Origin of the sequence: Sphingomonas sp. CBMAI 2297 (genome assembly GCF_029870595.1) — a bacterium.
Classification (GTDB): Bacteria; Pseudomonadota; Alphaproteobacteria; order Sphingomonadales; family Sphingomonadaceae; genus Sphingomonas.
Genome location: NZ_JAPDIR010000003.1, coordinates 159,573 through 177,814 on the forward strand (window position 1 = coordinate 159,573; position 18,242 = coordinate 177,814).

General features: G+C 68.9%; 16 protein-coding genes. 12 read left to right on the forward strand and 4 right to left on the reverse strand.

Annotation, left to right across the window (positions count from 1 at the left end; translation table 11 throughout):
• The first annotated feature begins 4 nt into the window (after nucleotides 1-4).
• From fliI to OMP43_RS05915, 11 genes are all read left to right on the forward strand, one after another.
• Nucleotides 5-1,342: a flagellar protein export ATPase FliI gene (fliI, locus tag OMP43_RS05865; protein ID WP_280278792.1), complete on the forward strand. Its 1,338-nt coding sequence runs from the start codon at nucleotides 5-7 to the stop codon at nucleotides 1,340-1,342.
• Nucleotides 1,339-1,764, forward strand: coding sequence for a hypothetical protein (locus tag OMP43_RS05870; protein ID WP_280278793.1), 426 nt, complete (start codon nucleotides 1,339-1,341; stop codon nucleotides 1,762-1,764). Before fliI ends, OMP43_RS05870 begins: the two co-directional genes overlap by 4 nt.
• On the forward strand, nucleotides 1,761-2,813 hold the full coding sequence (locus OMP43_RS05875; protein WP_280278794.1) for a peptidoglycan-binding protein: 1,053 nt from the start codon (nucleotides 1,761-1,763) through the stop codon (nucleotides 2,811-2,813). The genes OMP43_RS05870 and OMP43_RS05875 overlap by 4 nt, the downstream gene beginning before the upstream one ends.
• Before the next feature lie 226 nt (nucleotides 2,814-3,039).
• Nucleotides 3,040-4,101 carry a sigma factor-like helix-turn-helix DNA-binding protein gene (locus OMP43_RS05880; protein WP_280278795.1) on the forward strand — a complete coding sequence of 354 codons (1,062 nt, stop codon included), beginning with the start codon at nucleotides 3,040-3,042 and terminating at the stop codon, nucleotides 4,099-4,101.
• A gap of 66 nt (nucleotides 4,102-4,167) precedes the next feature.
• Complete coding sequence (locus OMP43_RS05885) at nucleotides 4,168-4,683, forward strand: hypothetical protein (RefSeq protein ID WP_280278796.1); 516 nt, start codon at nucleotides 4,168-4,170, stop codon at nucleotides 4,681-4,683.
• A gap of 123 nt (nucleotides 4,684-4,806) precedes the next feature.
• The gene (locus OMP43_RS05890; RefSeq protein ID WP_280278797.1) at nucleotides 4,807-5,871 is read left to right on the forward strand and encodes a helix-turn-helix transcriptional regulator; all 1,065 of its coding nucleotides are present in this window, start codon (nucleotides 4,807-4,809) and stop codon (nucleotides 5,869-5,871) included.
• Nucleotides 5,872-5,900: 29 nt separating this feature from the next.
• Nucleotides 5,901-6,572, forward strand: coding sequence for a thymidylate kinase (locus OMP43_RS05895; protein ID WP_280278798.1), 672 nt, complete (start codon nucleotides 5,901-5,903; stop codon nucleotides 6,570-6,572).
• A gap of 87 nt (nucleotides 6,573-6,659) precedes the next feature.
• Nucleotides 6,660-7,784: a fumarylacetoacetate hydrolase family protein gene (locus tag OMP43_RS05900; RefSeq protein WP_280278799.1), complete on the forward strand. Its 1,125-nt coding sequence runs from the start codon at nucleotides 6,660-6,662 to the stop codon at nucleotides 7,782-7,784.
• A 48-nt stretch (nucleotides 7,785-7,832) separates the two neighbouring features.
• Nucleotides 7,833-8,630 carry an SDR family oxidoreductase gene (locus OMP43_RS05905; RefSeq protein WP_280278800.1) on the forward strand — a complete coding sequence of 266 codons (798 nt, stop codon included), beginning with the start codon at nucleotides 7,833-7,835 and terminating at the stop codon, nucleotides 8,628-8,630.
• Nucleotides 8,631-8,633: 3 nt separating this feature from the next.
• Nucleotides 8,634-9,521, forward strand: coding sequence for an SMP-30/gluconolactonase/LRE family protein (locus OMP43_RS05910; RefSeq protein WP_280278801.1), 888 nt, complete (start codon nucleotides 8,634-8,636; stop codon nucleotides 9,519-9,521).
• Between the two features lie 107 nt (nucleotides 9,522-9,628).
• Nucleotides 9,629-10,096, forward strand: coding sequence for a MarR family transcriptional regulator (locus tag OMP43_RS05915; protein WP_280278802.1), 468 nt, complete (start codon nucleotides 9,629-9,631; stop codon nucleotides 10,094-10,096).
• Between the two features lie 246 nt (nucleotides 10,097-10,342).
• Here OMP43_RS05915 and OMP43_RS05920 read toward each other — a convergent pair whose 3' ends face one another.
• From OMP43_RS05920 to OMP43_RS05935, 4 genes are all read right to left on the reverse strand, one after another.
• Nucleotides 10,343-11,017 (reverse strand): GNAT family N-acetyltransferase, encoded by a 675-nt coding sequence (locus OMP43_RS05920; RefSeq protein WP_280278803.1) that lies wholly within the window; start codon nucleotides 11,015-11,017, stop codon nucleotides 10,343-10,345.
• Between the two features lie 48 nt (nucleotides 11,018-11,065).
• On the reverse strand, nucleotides 11,066-12,841 hold the full coding sequence (locus OMP43_RS05925; protein ID WP_280278804.1) for an IlvD/Edd family dehydratase: 1,776 nt from the start codon (nucleotides 12,839-12,841) through the stop codon (nucleotides 11,066-11,068).
• A gap of 151 nt (nucleotides 12,842-12,992) precedes the next feature.
• Complete coding sequence (locus OMP43_RS05930) at nucleotides 12,993-14,396, reverse strand: sugar porter family MFS transporter (RefSeq protein WP_280278805.1); 1,404 nt, start codon at nucleotides 14,394-14,396, stop codon at nucleotides 12,993-12,995.
• Nucleotides 14,397-14,579: 183 nt separating this feature from the next.
• Entirely contained in the window at nucleotides 14,580-15,674 is a 1,095-nt protein-coding gene (locus OMP43_RS05935) for a LacI family DNA-binding transcriptional regulator (protein ID WP_280278806.1), read from the reverse strand.
• A 140-nt stretch (nucleotides 15,675-15,814) separates the two neighbouring features.
• Between OMP43_RS05935 and OMP43_RS05940 the strand changes: the two genes are divergently transcribed.
• A complete protein-coding gene (locus OMP43_RS05940; protein WP_280278807.1) occupies nucleotides 15,815-18,217 on the forward strand; it encodes a glycoside hydrolase family 3 N-terminal domain-containing protein in 2,403 nt (800 codons plus the stop codon).
• The last annotated feature ends 25 nt before the right edge of the window (nucleotides 18,218-18,242 follow it).

Here is an 18,242-nt window from a genome sequence, read left to right on the forward strand (position 1 = left end):
CAAGGTGCAGACGCTCGCCAGCGCAGCGCGCGCGATCCGGGACATGACGCCCGATCGCCGCTTCGGCCGTGTCGTCGCGGTGCGCGGCGCCCTGATCGAAGTGGAAGGGCTCGCCGGCGCCGCGCAGATCGGCAGCCGCATCGAGATCGCCGCGCCGGGCGGCATCGTCCAGGCGGAAGTGACCGCGCTCGACCGCGAAGTCGCGCTGTGCCTGCCCTTTGTCGATCCGCAGGGCGTGGGCCTGGGCGCGCGCGCCGAGCTCGGCGCCGGCCAGTTCAGCGTCCGCCCCTCCCAGGCCTGGCTCGGCCGGATGGTCGACGGGCTCGGCCGCCCGGTCGACGGGCTCGGCCTGCTTCCCAACGGCGCCGATCCCCAGCCGATCAAGGCGCCGCCCCCCGCCGCCGCCAACCGCGCCCGGGTGGGCGAGCGGATCGAGACCGGGGTGCGGACGCTCGACCTGTTCGTGCCGCTGTGCCGCGGCCAGCGGCTCGGCCTGTTCGCGGGCTCGGGCGTCGGCAAGTCGGTGCTGCTCTCGATGCTGGCGCGCTGGACCCAGTGCGACGTTGCCGTCATCGGCCTGATCGGCGAGCGCGGCCGCGAAGTGCAGGAATTCATCGAGGACGATCTGGGTCCCGAGGGCATGGCCCGCTCGGTCGTCGTCGTCGCCACCTCGGACGAGCCCGCGCTGATGCGCCGCCAGGCCGCCTGGACCACCCTCGCCGTCGCCGAGCATTTCCGCGACCAGGGGCTCAACGTGCTGTGCCTGATGGACTCGGTCACCCGCTTCGCCATGGCGCAGCGCGAGATCGGCCTGGCCAGCGGCGAGCCGCCGGCGACCAAGGGCTATACCCCCACCGTCTTCGCCGAGCTGCCCCGCCTGCTCGAGCGCGCCGGCCCCGGCGCGCCGGGCAAGGGCATGATCACCGGGCTGTTCACCGTGCTGGTCGATGGCGACGACCATAACGAGCCGGTCGCCGACGCGGTGCGCGGCATCCTCGACGGCCATGTGGTGATGCGCCGCGCGATCGCCGAGCGCGGCCGCTATCCGGCGATCGACATCCTCAAATCGGTCTCGCGCACCCTGCCCCATTGCATGGACGACGCGCAGAACGACATCCGGGTCGGCGCGCGCAAGCTGCTGTCCACCTATTCCGACATGGAGGAGATGGTACGGCTCGGCGCGTACAAGGCGGGCTCCTCGCCCGAGGTGGACCGCGCGGTGGCGCTCGCCCCGCAGATCGAGGCGATGCTCAACCAGGGCAAGAACGACCAGGGCAATGCCGATGCCGCCTTCGCCGCGCTCGGCGAGATCGTCGCGCTCAGCATGGAGATGGACGAGTGACCCCGTTCGACACCGCCCTGCGCGTCCAGCGCCGCGAGGTCGACACGGTGAAGGTGTCGATCAGCGTCGAGATCGAGACGATCGCCGCGCTCAACCATCAGGCGCATGCGCATGATGCCCGGATGCGCGAGGAGCGCGCGCTCGCCGCCAGCGTGCCCGTTGCCAGCGACGCCTGGCGGCTGCGGATGAAGGTGGAGCGCGCGCGGCTCGACCAGCAGGCGCAGCTGGCCACCATGCGGCTGACCCATCTGCGTGCCCAGGCCGTGGAAGCCTATGGCACGATGCGCGCCATCGAAGGCGCGGCCGATCGTTTCAAGGACGAAGCCGAGCGCGCCGCCGCCGGGGCCGAGCAGGCGATGATCGACGATATCGCCGCCGCGAAGCTGGTCGTCGCGCGCCGCAACGCGGAGCGCAGCACATGATCCCGCGCGCCGACCTCTCCCAGCTCAGCCCCGCCAACCGCGCCAAGGTGATCTACACCGAAGCGCAGACCGAGCTCGCCAGCCGCTTGTGGCGCGCCGCGCTCGGCGACGGCGAACGCGACGACCGCAAGGGCAACGGCATCGGCCAGAACGGCCTGAGCGGCGATTCGCTGCTCGACCTGCTCGGCGGCCGGATCGGCGGCCAGGCGAACGGCGTGCAGGGCTGCAATTGCGGTTGCGCCTGTGCCTGCCACCGCAAGGCCGCCGCCAAGGACTTTGTCGACAATTGCATCGAGGATCTGCGCGGCGCGATCGGCGACACCGCCGAACAACGCAGCCGCGCCATGGCCGCGGCGATGGGCACCGAGGCTACCGTCTCCGTCGCCAGCGGAGCAGTGGCATCGGGCCTCGCGCTCGGCGCCAATACCCGCTTCGCGCCCGCCTTCGCCATGGCCGAGGCGCGCACCGGCATTCCGGCGACCGCGCTCGCCGCGATCGTCGACGCCGAGGCCGCCAAGGGGCATGACGGCAGCTGGAACACCATGTCGCGCAATCCCCGTTCGAGCGCGGCCGGGCTCGGGCAGTTCCTGAGCGGCACCTGGGAGCATCTCGCCGAGATTTCGGGCACCTGGCTCAACCAGTTCGCCGCCGAGCGCGGCTGGCTCGACGGACGCGGCCAGGTGCTGCCCGGCGCGCGCAGCGAGCTGCTGGCGCTGCGCTATGACGGCCAGGCCTCGATCCTGGGCATCGCCGATCTCGCCAAGGTCAATCTTTCGCGGCTCGAGCAATCGGGCATCCGCGTGCACACCGACGCGGAGACCCTGGCGAAGTCGGCCTATCTCACCCATCATCTGGGGCTCGGCGACGCGAAGAAGTTCCTTGCGGGCGGCATCGATCCGGGCCGCGCTCGCATGCTGCTGGCCGCCCAGATCGGCGGCGGCGCGGCCGATCAGCGAATCGCCGCGGCCGGCAACGCCACCCAGGCGCACCGCCAATGGCTGCTCGGATTCATCGATCGTCGAATCCGTCCGGAACAATTCGCCGGCTAAATTATTTTATCCTATAATGATGGGATCGGCGGCCTTTCAGGCGCCGAATTCCGTAAATATCACACCATTTCCGTATTTTATGCGGGGAAGCGCGCTGCGCCGAAAAATCGACACTGGTAGGACTACATATAGGATTTTAAGGGTTCTGTTAAAGGATTAGAAGCCATGTTGCCCCTGTGAACGGCAGCCGAGACCCGGCGGGCCCGGACGAAACAGGGGATACGCAATGTCGAAGATCACGATCGCGCTGGAAGCAGCGGTGGCCACCGTCATCGAGAATACGCCGAAGGACGGCGCCGCTCGCACCAACCGCCAGCGCGTCTATGTCGACCGCGCCTTTGCCCAGATCCTCAAGCTGATCGCCCCGCGCATCCGCCACTTCGTCCGCCAGTACGGCCTGACCGCGCATTGGGAGGATGCCGAGCAGTGCTGCGCCATCGCCGTCCACCGCGCGATCGAATCCTATGATCCCACCAAGGCCCAGTTCACCACCTTCGTGAACTGGCAGATCCGCGGCGAGCTCCAGAGCCTGCGCTTCCGCCTGATGACCGACCAGCGACCCTCCGCCAAGAAGGTCGAGGCCACCACCGTCTCGCTCAGCGCCCTGGCCGCCACCGATGGCGACGAGATCGCCCCCGAGGCCATGATCGAGGACGAGGATGCCGTCGCCCGCACCGAGGCCGCCGCTTCCGACTATCTCGCCGAGGGCGCCGTCTCCCAGCTCATCGACGCCTATGTCGACCAGCTCCGCAAGGTCGGCGTCGAGGCACTCCGCCGCCGACCGCGCCCGAAGCGCGCCGAGGCCGCGCTGCGCCGTACCGAGGGGCCGCGCCTGCGCTCCGCCACCCATGGCATCGATCCCGCCGAGCTGGAGAAGCTCGAGGCCAAGCTGAGCCGCGACCGCGAGATCGTCGAGCGCCGGGTGTTCCAGACCGCCACGCTCGACGACCTCTCGCTCGACACCGGCGTCACCAAGGAACGCGTCCGCCAGATCACCAAGCGCGCCGCCAAGGCGATCGCGGAGATCGCCGCGAACGACCCGCGCTTCGCCGTGATGGCCGAATATGGCCAGCCGGGCGCGCCCAAGCGCCGCCCCGCCCCGGCCGCGCGCACCACGCCGATTCTTCCCGACGCCAGCCTGCCGCACAATCGCCTGGCCAGCGTCCGCGCCGTCGACCCGAGCACGCTTTCGCCCGCCGCCACGACGGCCGCCGGCGAGCAGGCGGAGCGCGTCGAAGCGGTCCAGCTTGCGGCCGCCCCGGCGCCGTCGAGCGCCTCGCTCCACTGATCGCATCGGAACGCCACGCGCGTCCCGTCCCATCCTATAATGCTCCCGAGAGGGCTGGAGGAACCGATGCATCGCAATTTCGACTGGCATGGCACCGAGGATTTCCCAGGTTCGCTGCCGCGCCCCAATCGCCGCCTGACCGCGCTCGCGCAGGACGTGGCGCGACTGGCCCGTCCCCTGCTGCCGGTCGGCAGCGAGCTGATCCTCGGCCTGGAGGCGACCGCCGACGGCCAGATCCACCTGCTGTGGTGGCGCCGCCGCGATTTCCGGCGCGTCGCGATCATTTCCGCCACGCCCGACGCCTTCTGCCCGGAAGACACCGACGAGGGTGCGCTCCAGGATGCCGCGGCGGCGCTGCTCGACTATCTCGCCGGCCGCTGGCCGACTCCGCCGGGCGCGCTGGGCGCGATCACCGATGGCACCGGCGTGGCCTTCGCCCCCGATCATCCCGCGCCTTCGGCCGAGGGCTGGCTGCTCCGCCATGCCACCGGCGAAAGCACGCTGGCGATGATCCTCGACCTCGATCCGGCGGGCCCGTGCGGGCTGCTGACGGGTGGCCAGGCGGCAGGTTCATTCCACTAACGGAATGCCGTTTACCTTGTATTATCCTTGAATTGCTTCAAGATACCCTCAGAATCGAGGGGATCGGTCATGGCAAGCGCGAACGGCAGGGGTAAGATGCGGGCGGGACCCGCAGGCGAACCCATGATCGACTTCTATCGTGCAATTGTCTTTCCGAACCGGGTGCGCGAACAGCGGCAGCGGCACGGCTTCGCCAAATTGCTGCGCCTGTCGGCGAGGATTCCGGAGATCCCCTATATTCGTCTTTCGAAGATCGAACGCGGCGAAGTCGTCGCGCGGCCGGACGAGCTTCGCCGCGTCGCCGCCGCGCTCGGCATCGCCCCGGCCGACCTGCTGCTCGACATCGACGCCGCCGATTTCGACATCGCCGCCTGGGCCGAGCCGTTCAGCGACGGCGCCCAGATCGACCTGAAGGAAGAGCGGTTCGCCGTGCTGCTCGGGGCCGCGCTGCGCGCCCGCCGCACGCTCGATCCCGCGCTGACCATCGCCCTGATCGAGCGCGACTATGGCCTGCCGCCGGTCAACCTCTCGCGCGTGGAGAATGCGCAGAAGCCGTTCAGCCGCTGGAACACGGCCGTCCAGCGCGCGCTGTTCGCGCTGTTCGGCGTCGCCGACGAACCCGCATTGCGTGCGGAAGTGGAGAAGCGCCGCGCCACGGGCGCGCTCGACCCGTTCCTCGCCACCATCGCCAATCCCGAGACCCGGATCGCCCGCACCCGCGAGCGCGTCGCCGAACTGCTGGCGGCGCTGCGCGAGGAAGCGCCCGCGCCGGCCGCCGTTCCGGCCGCGACGCCCTTGCCGCTCCCGGGCGCGCCGGTGACCGCGATCCGCCTGCTGCCGGTCTTCGGCGCGCCCCTGCCCCATGGCCTGATCGGCCACCAGCCGACCGGCAAGACAGTGGAAGCCCCCCATATCGCGGGGCCCCGCGCCTTCGGCCTCAAGGTGTGCCGCGCCACGCTGGGCGGCGGCCTGCCCGCCCAGGCGATCGTGGTCGCCGATCCCGATCGCCTGCCGGTGCCCGGCGGGCTCGCCGCGCTGCGCGAGGAGGAAGGCTGGCGGCTGCTCTCGGTCGCATCGGGCCGCGACGGGCGGATGATCGGCTACAGCATCAATCCCGACATGGAAGTATCGCTCGACGACTGCGATCCGGCACGCCTGGCCGCGATCGTCTCTGCCGTCTTCCTCTGATCGCGGCGCCCGTGCTAGGGCGCGCTCCCATGGGGATCATCGTCGCGATCGAGGGCGCCGACGGCGTCGGCAAGAACACCATTTCGAGGCTGCTCTGCGAAACGCTCCAGGCAGCGGGCAAGACCGCCACGGTGATCGGCTTCCCACGCTATGGCGAGACCGTCGCCGGCGTGACGATCGGCCGCTACATGGCCGGCGACATGCCCGTTCCGGTACGCCCCCATGCCGCCGCGACGCTCTATGCGCTCGACCGGTTCGAGTGGCGCGACCAGATCCTGGCCGCGGCCGCGGCGCATGACGTGCTGATCTTCGACCGCTACGTCGCCTCGAACATGGCCTATCAGGGCGCGCGCGTGCCGGCGGAGGAGAGCCGCGCGCTGATGGAATGGATCCTGGCGCTCGAGACTGGCCAGTTCGCCCTGCCCGCCCCCGCCCTCTCCATCTATCTGAACACACCCTGGGAACTGGCCCGCGCGCTGATCCTGCAAAAGGCCGAGCGCAGCTATACCAGCAAGAGCTTCGACGAATATGAGGCCGATGTCGCGCTCCAGCAGCGGGTGCGGGGCAATTACGAAGCGATCGTGGCGGCCGGCCTGCTCGGCCCGTGGCGGATGGTGCACGCCAGCGCGGACGGGACGATGCGCCCGCCGGCCGAGATCGTCGGCGAGATCCTCGCGCTGCTGGAAGCGGTTCCGCAATAAGGCGTAAAGCGGCGCGACCGGCTTGACAGCCCACCCCGTGGCGCCGCATGGTAGCGCTATCAAAAGCAGATATTGGGGCGAGAGGATTTGAAAGCGTCTCCGGCGGAAGTGCTGCCTGTCGATCATGACAAGGCGATTCTGGTTGGTCGTGTCCTGACGGAAGCGGGGCCCAGCCCCGTGATCCTGCGCGACGGCCGGATCCTCGACGTATCGGCCAGCGCCGCCACCGTCTCCGATCTGCTCGACCATGCCGATCCGGCGGGCGTTGCCGGCATCGACATCGGTGCCATAGCCGATATTGGTAGCGATAACGGCCCCGTCCTGCTCGCCCCGATCGACCTGCAATGCGTCAAGGCCTGCGGCGTCACCTTCGCGCTCTCGGCGATCGAGCGGGTGATCGAGGAGCGCGCCCGCGGAGATGCCGACAAGGCGGCGGCGATCCGCGGCGACCTGGAGGCCAGGATCGGCTCGGGCATCCGCGCGGTCGTTCCCGGCAGCCCCGAGGCGGCGAGCCTGAAGGCCGCGCTGATCGAGGCAGGCATGTGGTCGCAATATCTCGAGGTCGCGATCGGCCCCGATGCCGAAGTGTTCACCAAGGCGCCCGTGCTTTCCGCGGTCGGCTGGGGAGCGGACATCGGCGTGCGCTCGGACAGCGACTGGAACAATCCCGAGCCCGAAGTGGTGCTGATCGTCGACCGGCACGGCACGCCCCGGGGCGCGACGCTGGGCAACGACGTCAATCTGCGCGACTTCGAGGGACGCAGCGCCCTGCTGCTGGGCAAGGCCAAGGACAACAACGCCTCGACTGCGCTGGGGCCGTTCATCCGCCTGTTCGACGATGGCTTCACCATGGACGATGTCCGCGCCGCCGAGATCGACCTGGTCATCGACGGACCCGAGGGCTATCGCCTGGAGGGCACCAACAAGATGAGCCAGATCAGCCGCGATCCCACCGAGCTGGTCCGCCAGGCGCTGAGCGAGCATCAATATCCGGACGGCTTCGCGCTGTTCCTCGGCACGCTGTTCGCCCCGATCCAGGATCGCGACCATCCGGGCCGCGGCTTCACCCACAAGGACGGCGACCTGGTGCGCATCTCGAGCCCGAAGCTCGGCACCCTCGCCAACCGCGTCACCACCTCCAAGGCGGCCGCGCCCTGGACGTTCGGCATCCGCGAGCTGATGCGCAACCTGGCGGGCCGCGGCCTGCTGTGAGCGATTTACTCGGACAAATTAAACGCTATTCCAAGGTGCCCTGTTCTCATGTCGGAAGCTGATCCCATGCACGTGCCGCTCACTCGCGATCAGCGCGCCCTCTATCCGAGCCTGAAGGGCAAGCGCGTGCTGATCACCGGCGGCGGATCGGGCATCGGCGCCGGCATGGTCGAGGGCTTTGTCCGCCAGGGCTGCGACGTCACCTTCTTCGACATCGCCGATACGGAGTCGCAGGCGCTGATCGCCGGCCTCGCCGGCCTGGGGCAGCCGCCGGTCTACGAGCATGTCGACCTGACCGACGTGGCCGGTGCCAAGGCCCGGATCGCGCGGCTGATCGAGGATTTCGGCAGCTTCGACATCCTGGTGAACAACGCCGCGAACGACGATCGCCACACGATCGAGGAAGTCACGGAAGAATACTGGGAAAACCGGCTCAACGTGAACCTGCGGCACCTGTTCTTCTGCGCCCAGGCGGTGATCCCGGGGATGAAGGCCAAGGGCGCCGGCGTGATCATCAACCTGGGCTCGATCTCCTGGCATCTCGCGCTGGAGGAGCTGACGCTCTACCAGACGGCCAAGGCCGCGATCGAGGGCCTGACCCGCAGCTTCGCGCGCGAGCTGGGCCCCGACAATATCCGCTCGGTCTGCATCGTGCCCGGCAATGTGAAGACCCCGCGCCAGATGAAATGGTACACGCCCGAGGGCGAGGCGGAGATCGTCAAGGCCCAGTGCCTGAAGGGCCGGCTGGTGCCCGACGACATCGCGGCGATGGCGCTGTTCCTCGCCTCGGACGACGCACGGCTGATCACCGGCCACGAATATTTCGTCGACGCGGGCTGGCGCTGAGCGATGGGCGTGGTGACCTCGGCACCGGCAAGTGTCTGGTCGCTCGCCGCGCCGCTGCTCGAAGGGCCGGTTTGGGTGGCGCGCGACGCCGCCCTGTGGTTCGTCGACATCAAGGGCCACGCCATCCATCGCTACGATCCCGCGACGGGCGACAGGCGCAGCTGGAGCGCGCCCGGCCAGGTGGGCTTCGTGCTGCCCGTGGCGAGCGGCGGCTTCGTCGCGGGGCTGCAGACCGGGCTTGCCCGGTTCGATCCGGCTGGCGGCGGCTTCGCGCACCTGGTCGATCCCGAACCGGAAAGGCCGGGAAACCGGCTGAACGACGCCACCGTCGATCCCGCCGGCCGGCTATGGTTCGGCACGATGGACGACAGCGAGGCCGCCGATACCGGCGCGATCTACCGGCTGGCGGCGGATGGCCGCTGCATCGCCGCGAGCCCCTTCGCCGCGATCACCAACGGCCCGGCGGTGAGCCCCGACGGGCGGACGCTCTACCATATCGATACGCTGGGCGGCGTGATCCATGCCTGTGACCTGGCCACGGACGGCAGCCTGGCCAACCGGCGGGAATTCGCCCGCATCCCCAACGAGCAGGGCTATCCCGACGGGCCGACCGTGGACGCGGAAGGCTGCCTGTGGGTGGGGCTCTACAAGGGATCGGCGGTGCGCCGCTACGCTCCCTCCGGGGAACTGCTGGAGACCGTGCCGTTTCCCGTCGATGCGATCACCAAGATCGCCTTTGGCGGGCCCGATCTGCGAACGGTCTATGCGACCACCGCCAACAAGCACCTCTCCCCGGCGGAGAAGGCGGCGACCCCGCAGGCGGGGGACCTGTTCGCCTTTCGCGTCTCGGTGCCCGGCGTGGCCGGCGCGCTGATCCAGGAAGGCGCCTGAGCCCCGGCGGGGAGGATTGGCTGAACTGCAACATGCCTGGCAGATGCGAGCCCCGAAGAAAGGCAATTATAGTCAATAATATTGACTATCTAGAATTGGGACTGTAAATGTCCCTTATGACGGACCAAGCCTCCCTTCCAATTCCCCTGCCCGCCTTGCTGCGCCACGCGCGTCACACCTATGGCGCCGCGATGCGGGCGGCGCTGGTAGCGAGCGGCCATGACGACATCCCCGGCAACGGGCTCTATGTGATCGGCGCGCTGGCGCTGGGCGAGGCGCCCCTCGCCCAGATCATCCGGGAGCTGCGGGTGAGCAAACAGGCGGCCGGCCAGCTGGTGGATGCGCTGGTGCTGCGCGGCTATCTCGACCGGCAGGTCGACCCGGCGGACCGGCGCCGGCTGACGGTGACGCTGACCGAGCGCGGCCGCGCCGCCGCCGACACGCAGATCGCCGCGCGCATGGCGATCGATGCCGAGCTGGCCGCACGGATGGGCGCGGAGAAGATCCGCCACGCCCGCGACGTGCTCACCGCGCTGATCGACATCGGCCATGGGGCCGAGGGCGATAGCGATTGAGCAATGGCTCCGCTGCCCAGCGATCAGGAGACCGTAGCAGACCCCCGTCATAGGGTGATAGGGGATGTTCGAAGCAATCGCGCGGAGGCTTGCCGGAAACGGCAAGACGAGCCTCGCCCACCTTGCCTCTGGCCCTGGGTCCCCGCCGGCGCGGGGATGACGAGGAAGGGATGACGGAGTCTGCCGATTGAATCCTGACCCTGGCCCTCTCCCTCCCCGGGGAGAGAGAAGGTGCCGCTCAGAACGTCAGGCCGGCCCCAGCACCGTCACGTTCACATCGATGCGGTGGCGATAGCCGAGGCGCTCGTACAGGCCGATGGCCGACGCATTGTCCGCATAGGCGTGCAGGAAGGGTATTTCCCCGCGCGCCACGATCCGGGCGGCGACCACCCGCATCAGCTTGCCGGCAAGGCCCAGGCCACGAAAATCGGGATGGGTGCACACGCCGCTGACTTCGGTGAAGTCGCGCGGCTTCATCCGCTCGCCCGCCATCGCGATCAGCCGCCCCTCGTGCCGGATGCCGATGAACCCGCCAAGCTGATGGGTGCGAGCGAAGAAGGGCCCGGGCTCGGTGAGCAGGGCGAGCGCCAGCATCTCGGCCGCGTCGGCGTCACCCAGTTCGAGAAAGGCGAAATCGGGATCGGCGGGCGCGGGATGCTCCGCGACCATCTGGACGCCCATGCGGTGCTTCAGGACGATCGCGTCCGGGACGGGAGGCAGCGGGTCCTTCTCCAGCACGATCGCCGGCCCGGTGCGGGCAACCAGCGCACCGAGCGCCGCCAGCGGTTCGTAGCCGTGGTTCACCACGGTGGCGAAAGTCGCATAGTCGCCGTCATAGCGCTGGGCGAGCCCCGCGCCGCGCGCGAGATGCTGCTGGCGGGAACAGAGCGCGGACCAGGCGGGATTGTCGAGCGGGTGCATGGCGAAGTCCCTACCTCATTCCTCCCCCCGGAGGGGGAGGAATTTGGGCTAGTGATTGTGCCGCGGCACCTTCTCGCTCGTCCGCCGGTATTTCAGCGCGAAATCGAGCACTCCGCCCTCGCCCAGCTGGCCGACCTTCTCGCGATACATCTCCTCCCAGGGCGTATTGCTCTCCGGGATCGGCGGGGCGGGCTCGGCCTTGCGGCGGGCGATCTCGTCCGGCGCGACCAGCGCATCGCAGGTGCCGGCATTCAGGTCGATGCGGATCGTGTCGCCGGTGCGCAACCAGGCCAGGCCGCCGCCCGCCGCGCTCTCCGGCGAGGCGTTGAGGATCGAGGGACTGTCCGACGTGCCCGACTGGCGGCCGTCGCCCAGCGTGGGCAGGCTCATGATGCCTCGCTGGATCAGGTGATCGGGCGGCTGCATGTTGACGACTTCCGCCGAGCCCGGCCAGCCGATCGGGCCCGAGCCACGGATGACGAGGATGCAATTCTCGTCGATGTCCAGCGCCGGATCGTTGATATTGTGGTGATAATCGTCCGAGCCGTCGAACACGATCGCCCGGCCCTCGAACACGCCTTCCCGGCCGGGGCGCGAGAGGTAGCGGGCGCGGAAATCCTCGGAGATCACGCTGGTCTTCATGATCGCCATGTCGAACAGGTTGCCCGAGAGGACGAGGAAGCCGGCCTTTTGCCTGAGCGGCCGGTCCCATTCGAAGATCACCTGGCGATCGGTGACGGCACGGCCGGCGACATTCTCGGCGAGCGTCTTGCCGGTGCAGGTCATCACATCGCCGTTCAGCGCGCCGTTCGCCAGCATCTCGGTCAGCACCGCGGGGATGCCGCCGGCCCGGTGGAAGCGCTCGGAAAGATATTCGCCCGCCGGCTGCATATTGACCACTAGCGGCAGGTCATAGCCGGCGCGCCAGTCGTCCGGCGTGATCTCGATGCCGGCATGGCGAGCCATGGCGTCGAGATGCGGCTGCGCGTTGGTGGAGCCGCCGATCGCGGTGAGCAGCCGGATCGCGTTCAGGAAGCTATCGCGGGTGAGGATCCGGGAGGGGCGCAGGTCCTCATAGGCCATCTCGACGATGCGCTTGCCGGTCTCATAGGCCATCTGGCCGCGCTCGCGATACGGCGCCGGGATCATCGCGCAGCCGGGGAGCGACATGCCGAGCCCCTCCGCGATGCTGTTCATCGTCGAGGCGGTGCCCATGGTGTTGCAATGGCCCGACGAGGGTGCGCTCTCCATCGCGCGGCGGAGGAACTCGGCCTCGTCGATCTCGCCCGCGGCCATCCTGCGGCGGCTACGCCAGATCACCGTTCCGGAGCCCACCAGCTCGCCTTCGTGCCAGCCGTCGAGCATCGGGCCGCCCGACAGGACGATCGCCGGAATGTCGACGGTGGAGGCGGCCATGAGGGACGAAGGGGTGGTCTTGTCGCAGCCGGTGGTGAGGATCACCGCATCGATCGGATAGCCGTTGAGGATCTCGACCAGGCCGAGATAGGCGAGGTTGCGATCGAGCGCTGCCGTCGGCCGGCGGCAATTCTCGAAGATCGGATGGAGCGGAAACTCCATCGGCACCCCGCCCGCCGCCAGGATGCCGGCGCGGGCGCGCTTCACCGTCTCCAGATGGATGCGGTTGCAGGGGGCGATATCGCTGCCCGATTGCGCGATGCCGATGATCGGCTTGCCCGAGGTCAGCTCCTCGGGCGTGATGCCGTAGTTCATGAAACGCTCGAGATAGAGCGCCGCCATGTCGGCACGGCCGGGCGCTGCGAACCACTCGCGCGAGCGGAAGGGGCGGACGGGGGTGCGGGTCATATTTCCTTCTCGATCCTCCCCGGCACGGGGAGGGGGACCGCCGCGAAGCGGGGGTGGAGGGGGCTCTCCGCGAAGGACATGGCTGGTGGAGAGCCCCCTCCACCAGCCTTCGGCTGGTCCCCCTCCCCGTAACAGGGGAGGATTTGAAGGGTCACCCTTCCATCGCCTCCAGTTCCTTGCCCTTGGTCTCGTGGATGAACTTCTGGACCAGGAAGAAGCTGATCACCGCGCAGACGCCGTAGAAGGTATAGGCGCCGGTGAGGCTCCACTTCGCCATGCTCGGAAAGGTCTGGGCGATGACATAGTTGGCGCCCCATTGCGCGAAGCCGCAGACCGCCAGCGCCGAGCCGCGGATCTGGTTGGGGAACATCTCGCCCAGCATCACCCACATCACCGGGCCCCAGCTGACGTTAAAGAAGATGACGTAGAGATTGGCGGCGATCACGGCGACCATGCCCATCTGCGGGGTCAGCACCAGCTTGCCGGCGGGGTCGAGCGTGCCCTGGCTGAAGGCATAGACCATCACGAACAGGGTCACCGCCATGCCTGCCGAGCCGATCAGCAGCAGCGGCTTGCGGCCGATCCGGTCGATCACCGCGATGGTGATGAAGCAGGCGGCGATCGAAACGGCGCCCGAGACGATGTTGATCAGCAGCGCGTCATTCTCGGTGAAGCCGGCGAGCTGCCACAGGGTGGCGCCATAATAGAAGATCACGTTGATGCCGACGAGCTGCTGGAACACCGCGAGCAACAGGCCCGCCCAGACGATCGCGCGGATGCCGAGGAAGCCCCCGGGCGCGAAGATGTCGGCCAGGCGCGGCCGGTGATCGGTCGAGAAGCTGGCCTGGATCTCGGCGAGCTTGAGCCCGCCCTCGGTCGCGCCGAACAGGCTGGTGAGCACCTTGAGCGCTTCGGGATTGCGCTGCTTGGCGACGAGATAGCGCGGGCTCTCCGGAATGAAGAACAGCGCGACCAAGAACACCGCGGCCGGGATCGCCTGCATCAGGTACATCCAGCGCCAGGCCTCGATCCCGCCGAGATGGCCGAGCGAGCTGCCGGCGGCCTGGGCGAGATAATAGTTCACCACGAAGGCGGCGGTGAGGCCCGAGATGATCATGATCTGCTGCACCGTCGTCATCCGGCCGCGGATGTTGGCGGGGGCGACTTCGGAGATATAGGCGGGCGACAGCACCGAGGCGGCGCCGACCGCAACGCCGCCGATGATGCGGGCGATGACGAAGATCGTGTGATCGTGCGCGAAGCCCTGGACCAGCGCGCCGCCGAGGAAGAGCAATGCGGCCAGGCGCATCACGTTGCGGCGGCCCATCGCATCGGCGAGCGTGCCGGCGAAGAAGGCGCCGAACACGCAGCCGATCAGCAGCGAGCCGACCGTGAAGCCGAGCCCGGCCTCGTCCAGCGCGAAGGCAGCCTTGAGCCCCTCCTGCGTGCCGTTCACCGCGCCGCTGTCATAGCCGAAGAGCAGGCCGCCGATCGTCGCCACCGCGACGATGGCGCCGATCAGGCCCATATTGGCCCTTTGCGCCGTATCATTCATTCGCTCTATCCCCTCCATCGCGCCCGTCCGGCGGCATTGTTAGCGGTAACGGTGACGCGATCCGAGGGGAAAAGCAAGTAGGGTTGCTTCCGCCGGAGACTCTGTCCCGCGTTGTCATGCTGGACCGGTTTGGGCCGGGGGCCAAGCCCCTTCCACTCCCCTCCCCGGAAGGAGGGGCTCAGATCACCGCCAGCCCTTCTTCGCGGGCGCCGGCCTGAGTGCCGAGGCCCCCGGAGGGGGACCGGAGGATTCGCGCAGGATCAGCTCATGGTCGAGCACCTGCTCCTCCAGCTTGTCGGTGGTGCCGGCACGGTGGGCCCGCAGCCGGGCGAGCAACAGAGTGAGCGCGCTCTCCGCCATGGCGGCGATCGGCTGGCGGACAGTGGTGAGCTCGGGCCACATTGTGGTGGCGAGCGAGGTGTCGTCGAAGCCGACGATGCTGATGTCCTGCGGCACGTGCAGCCCGCGCCGATGGGCGACGCCCACTGCGGCCGCGGCCATGTCGTCGTTCGAGGCGAAGATCGCGGTGGGCGGATCCTTGCGGTCGAGCAGCCGCTCGGCCGCGACGATGCCCGAGCGGAAGGTGAAATAACCCTGCTCCACCGGCATCGCCTGCACGTCGAGCCCGGCGGCCTCCACTGCCTCGACGAAGCCGCGATGGCGCTCGGCGGAGCTGGTCTGGTTCGGGTTGCCGCGGATGAAGCCGATCCGGCGATGGCCGAGATCGATCAGGTGCCGGGTCATCGCGGCGGCGGCGGCGGCATCGTCGATGCGCACGTTGAGGCTGCGCTCGGGCGGCAGGCCCATCGCGACCGAGACCCAGGGGATGCCCGCAGTCTCCAGCTCCGCGCGGACCGGCGCAGCCTCGGACAGCGGCGGCGGCAGGATCACGCCCTCGACGCTGGTGGAGGCGAACTGGCGCGTCGCCTCGGCCTGTTCGTCCGCCCGCTCGCCTTCGCAGGCCTCGAGCACCAGGTGGCAGCCGGCGCGGCGGGCGGCGGCGAGCGCGCCGATCAGGAATTGCGAGAGATAGGCCGCCGAGGGGTTGGAATAGAGCAGGCCGATCTGGGTCGCCTCGCCCGCCGCCAGGCTGCGCGCGGCGCTGTTGGGCGAATAGTTCAGCGTCGCGATCGCCTCGAGAACCGCCTGGCGGGTGGTCTCCCTGACATTGGATCCGCCATTGACCACGCGCGAGACCGTCATCGCGGAAACGCCGGCGGCGCGCGCGACGTCCTGTACGGTGACCGTGCCTCGGCTTCTGCGGCTGGGTCTGCTCATCGTTTCGGGGATATGCCGCGATTAGCACAAATGCAATCGGCGTGACCCGGTTGACCGTTACGGATTCCGACTGATAGTGATAGCGCTACCATAACCGGAACCAGCCGGCGCCCGAGCGCCGCGACCCAGAGGAGAGGAACGTGCGCAATTTCCGCCGCATCGCCGCGCTTGCCATCGCCGCCACGGCGCTGACCCCCGCCATTGCCCCCGCGGCGCTCGCCCAGGCCGCCAGGGCGGACGGCAAGACGGAGCGCCCGCTCTACAAGGACGCCGGCCAGCCGATCGATGCGCGGGTCGACGATCTGCTCGGCCGGATGACGCTGGAGGAGAAGGTGGCGCAGCTGGTCGCGATCTGGCTGAAGAAGGACGCGATCCAGACGCCGGCGGGCGATTTCGATCCGGCCAGGGCGAGTGCTGCCTTCCCCAACGGCCTGGGCATGATCTCGCGCCCGTCCGACCGCAAGGGCGTGGCCGCGGGCACCGCCAATGCCGGCGCCGATGTGGCGGCCAATCGCGGCCCGGTGGAGACCGCGACCTATATCAACGCCGCGCAGAAATGGTCGATGGAGCGCACCCGGCTGGGCATTCCGATGATCATGCACGAGGAAGCGCTGCACGGGCTGGTCGCCCCCGGCGCGACGAGCTTCCCCCAGTCGATCGCCCTCGCCTCCACCTGGAATCCGGGCCTGCTGGAGAAGGTCTTCTCGGTCGCCGCCGCCGAGGCGCGGGCCCGCGGCGCCAATCTGGTGCTGGCGCCGGTGGTCGACGTGGCGCGCGATCCGCGCTGGGGCCGCATCGAGGAGACCTATGGCGAGGATCCCTATCTCGTCTCGGAAATGGGGCTGGCGGCGATCCGCGGCTTCCAGGGCACCACGCTGCCGCTGGCCAGGGACAAGGTGTTCGTCACGCTGAAGCACATGACCGGGCACGGCCAGCCGGACAACGGCACCAATGTCGGCCCCGCCTCGCTGGGCGAGCGCACGCTGCGCGAGGATTTCTTCCCGCCCTTCGAAAACGCAGTGACGCAGCTGCCGGTGCGCGCGGTGATGGCGAGCTACAATGAGATCGACGGCATCCCGAGCCACGCCAACAAATGGCTGCTGCACGACGTGCTGCGCGGCGAATGGGGCTTCAAGGGCGCAGTGGTGAGCGATTATTTCGCGGTCCGCGAGCTCGTGACCCGGCACAAGATGTTCAAGGACGTGAAGGACGCCGGCGCGCGCGCGATCGATGCGGGCGTCGACGTCGAGACGCCGGACGGCGAGGGCTTCAACTTCCTGGTCCAGCTCGTCCGCGAGGGCAAGGTGAGCCAGGGCCAGATCGACAATGCGGTGCGCCGCGTGCTCGAGATGAAGTTCGAGGGCGGACTGTTCGAGAATCCCTATGCCGATGTGAAGCTGGCGGCGAGGCGGACCAACACGCCCGAGGCGATCGCCCTGGCGCGCCAGGCAGCGCGGGAATCGGTCGTCCTCCTCAAGAACGCGAACGGCCTCCTCCCGCTCGACGCCGCCGGCATCAAGCGGATGGCAGTGATCGGCACCCATGCGAAGGACACGCCGATCGGCGGCTATTCGGACGTGCCGAACCATGTCGTCTCGGTGCTGGAGGCCATGCAGGCCGAGGGCAAGGGCAAGTTCCAGGTCGATTATTCGGAAGGCGTGCGGCTGACCGAAGGGCGCGTCTGGGCGCAGGACAAGGTGACGCGCACCGATGCCGCGACCAATGACAGGCTGCGCGCCGACGCGGTGGCGGCGGCGAAGGATGCCGATGTCGTGGTGATGGTGCTGGGCGGCAACGAGGCGCTGAGCCGCGAGGCCTGGGCCGACGAGCATCTGGGCGACAGCGACACGCTCGACCTGCCCGGGCCGCAGGACCAGCTCGCCCGCGAGATCTTCGCGCTGGGCAAGCCGGTGGTGGTGATCCTGCTCAACGGCCGGCCCTATGCGGTGAACTATCTGGCCGAGAAGGCGCCGGCGCTGATCGAGGGCTGGTATCTGGGCGAGCAGACCGGCAACGCGCTGGCCGATGTGGTGTTCGGCCGCTTCAACCCGGGCGGCAAGCTGCCCGTGTCGATCGCGCGCGGCGTGGGTCAGCTGCCGATCTACTATAACCGCAAGCCGACCGCGCGGCGCGGCTATCTGTTCGGCGACACGACGCCGCTCTATCCGTTCGGCTATGGCCTCTCCTATTCGACCTTCGAGATCGGTGCGCCGGTGCTGGGCGCGGGCACGATCGGAGTCGCCGACAAGGTGACGGTGAAGGTGGACGTGGCCAATACCGGCAAGCGCGCCGGCGACGAAGTCGTCCAGCTCTATGTGCGCGACGACGAGGCGAGCGTGACCCGGCCGCTGATCGAGCTCAAGCGCTTCCAGCGCGTGACGCTGCAGCCCGGCGAGCGGAAGACCGTGTCGTTCGAGCTGACGCCCAGGGACCTGTCGCTGTGGAACGTGCAGATGAAGCGCGTGGTGGAGCCGGGCACGTTCACCATCTCGGCCGGCCCGAACTCGGTGGACCTGAAGAGCACCACGCTGACGGTGCGGTGAGACGAAGATCCTCCCTCGCGCAGCG

Excerpts from the sequence above, each read along its gene's own strand:
- OMP43_RS05875 (WP_280278794.1), top strand. The coding sequence starts at position 1,761 with ATGATCCCGCGCGCCGACCTCTCCCAGCTCAGCCCCGCCAACCGCGCC.
- OMP43_RS05880 (WP_280278795.1), top strand. The coding sequence starts at position 3,040 with ATGTCGAAGATCACGATCGCGCTGGAAGCAGCGGTGGCCACCGTCATC.
- OMP43_RS05885 (WP_280278796.1), top strand. The coding sequence starts at position 4,168 with ATGCATCGCAATTTCGACTGGCATGGCACCGAGGATTTCCCAGGTTCG.
- OMP43_RS05890 (WP_280278797.1), top strand. The coding sequence starts at position 4,807 with ATGATCGACTTCTATCGTGCAATTGTCTTTCCGAACCGGGTGCGCGAA.
- OMP43_RS05895 (WP_280278798.1), top strand. The coding sequence starts at position 5,901 with ATGGGGATCATCGTCGCGATCGAGGGCGCCGACGGCGTCGGCAAGAAC.
- OMP43_RS05905 (WP_280278800.1), top strand. The coding sequence starts at position 7,833 with ATGTCGGAAGCTGATCCCATGCACGTGCCGCTCACTCGCGATCAGCGC.
- OMP43_RS05910 (WP_280278801.1), top strand. The coding sequence starts at position 8,634 with ATGGGCGTGGTGACCTCGGCACCGGCAAGTGTCTGGTCGCTCGCCGCG.
- OMP43_RS05915 (WP_280278802.1), top strand. The coding sequence starts at position 9,629 with ATGTCCCTTATGACGGACCAAGCCTCCCTTCCAATTCCCCTGCCCGCC.
- OMP43_RS05920 (WP_280278803.1), bottom strand. The coding sequence starts at position 11,017 with ATGCACCCGCTCGACAATCCCGCCTGGTCCGCGCTCTGTTCCCGCCAG.
- OMP43_RS05925 (WP_280278804.1), bottom strand. The coding sequence starts at position 12,841 with ATGACCCGCACCCCCGTCCGCCCCTTCCGCTCGCGCGAGTGGTTCGCA.
- OMP43_RS05930 (WP_280278805.1), bottom strand. The coding sequence starts at position 14,396 with ATGAATGATACGGCGCAAAGGGCCAATATGGGCCTGATCGGCGCCATC.
- OMP43_RS05935 (WP_280278806.1), bottom strand. The coding sequence starts at position 15,674 with ATGAGCAGACCCAGCCGCAGAAGCCGAGGCACGGTCACCGTACAGGAC.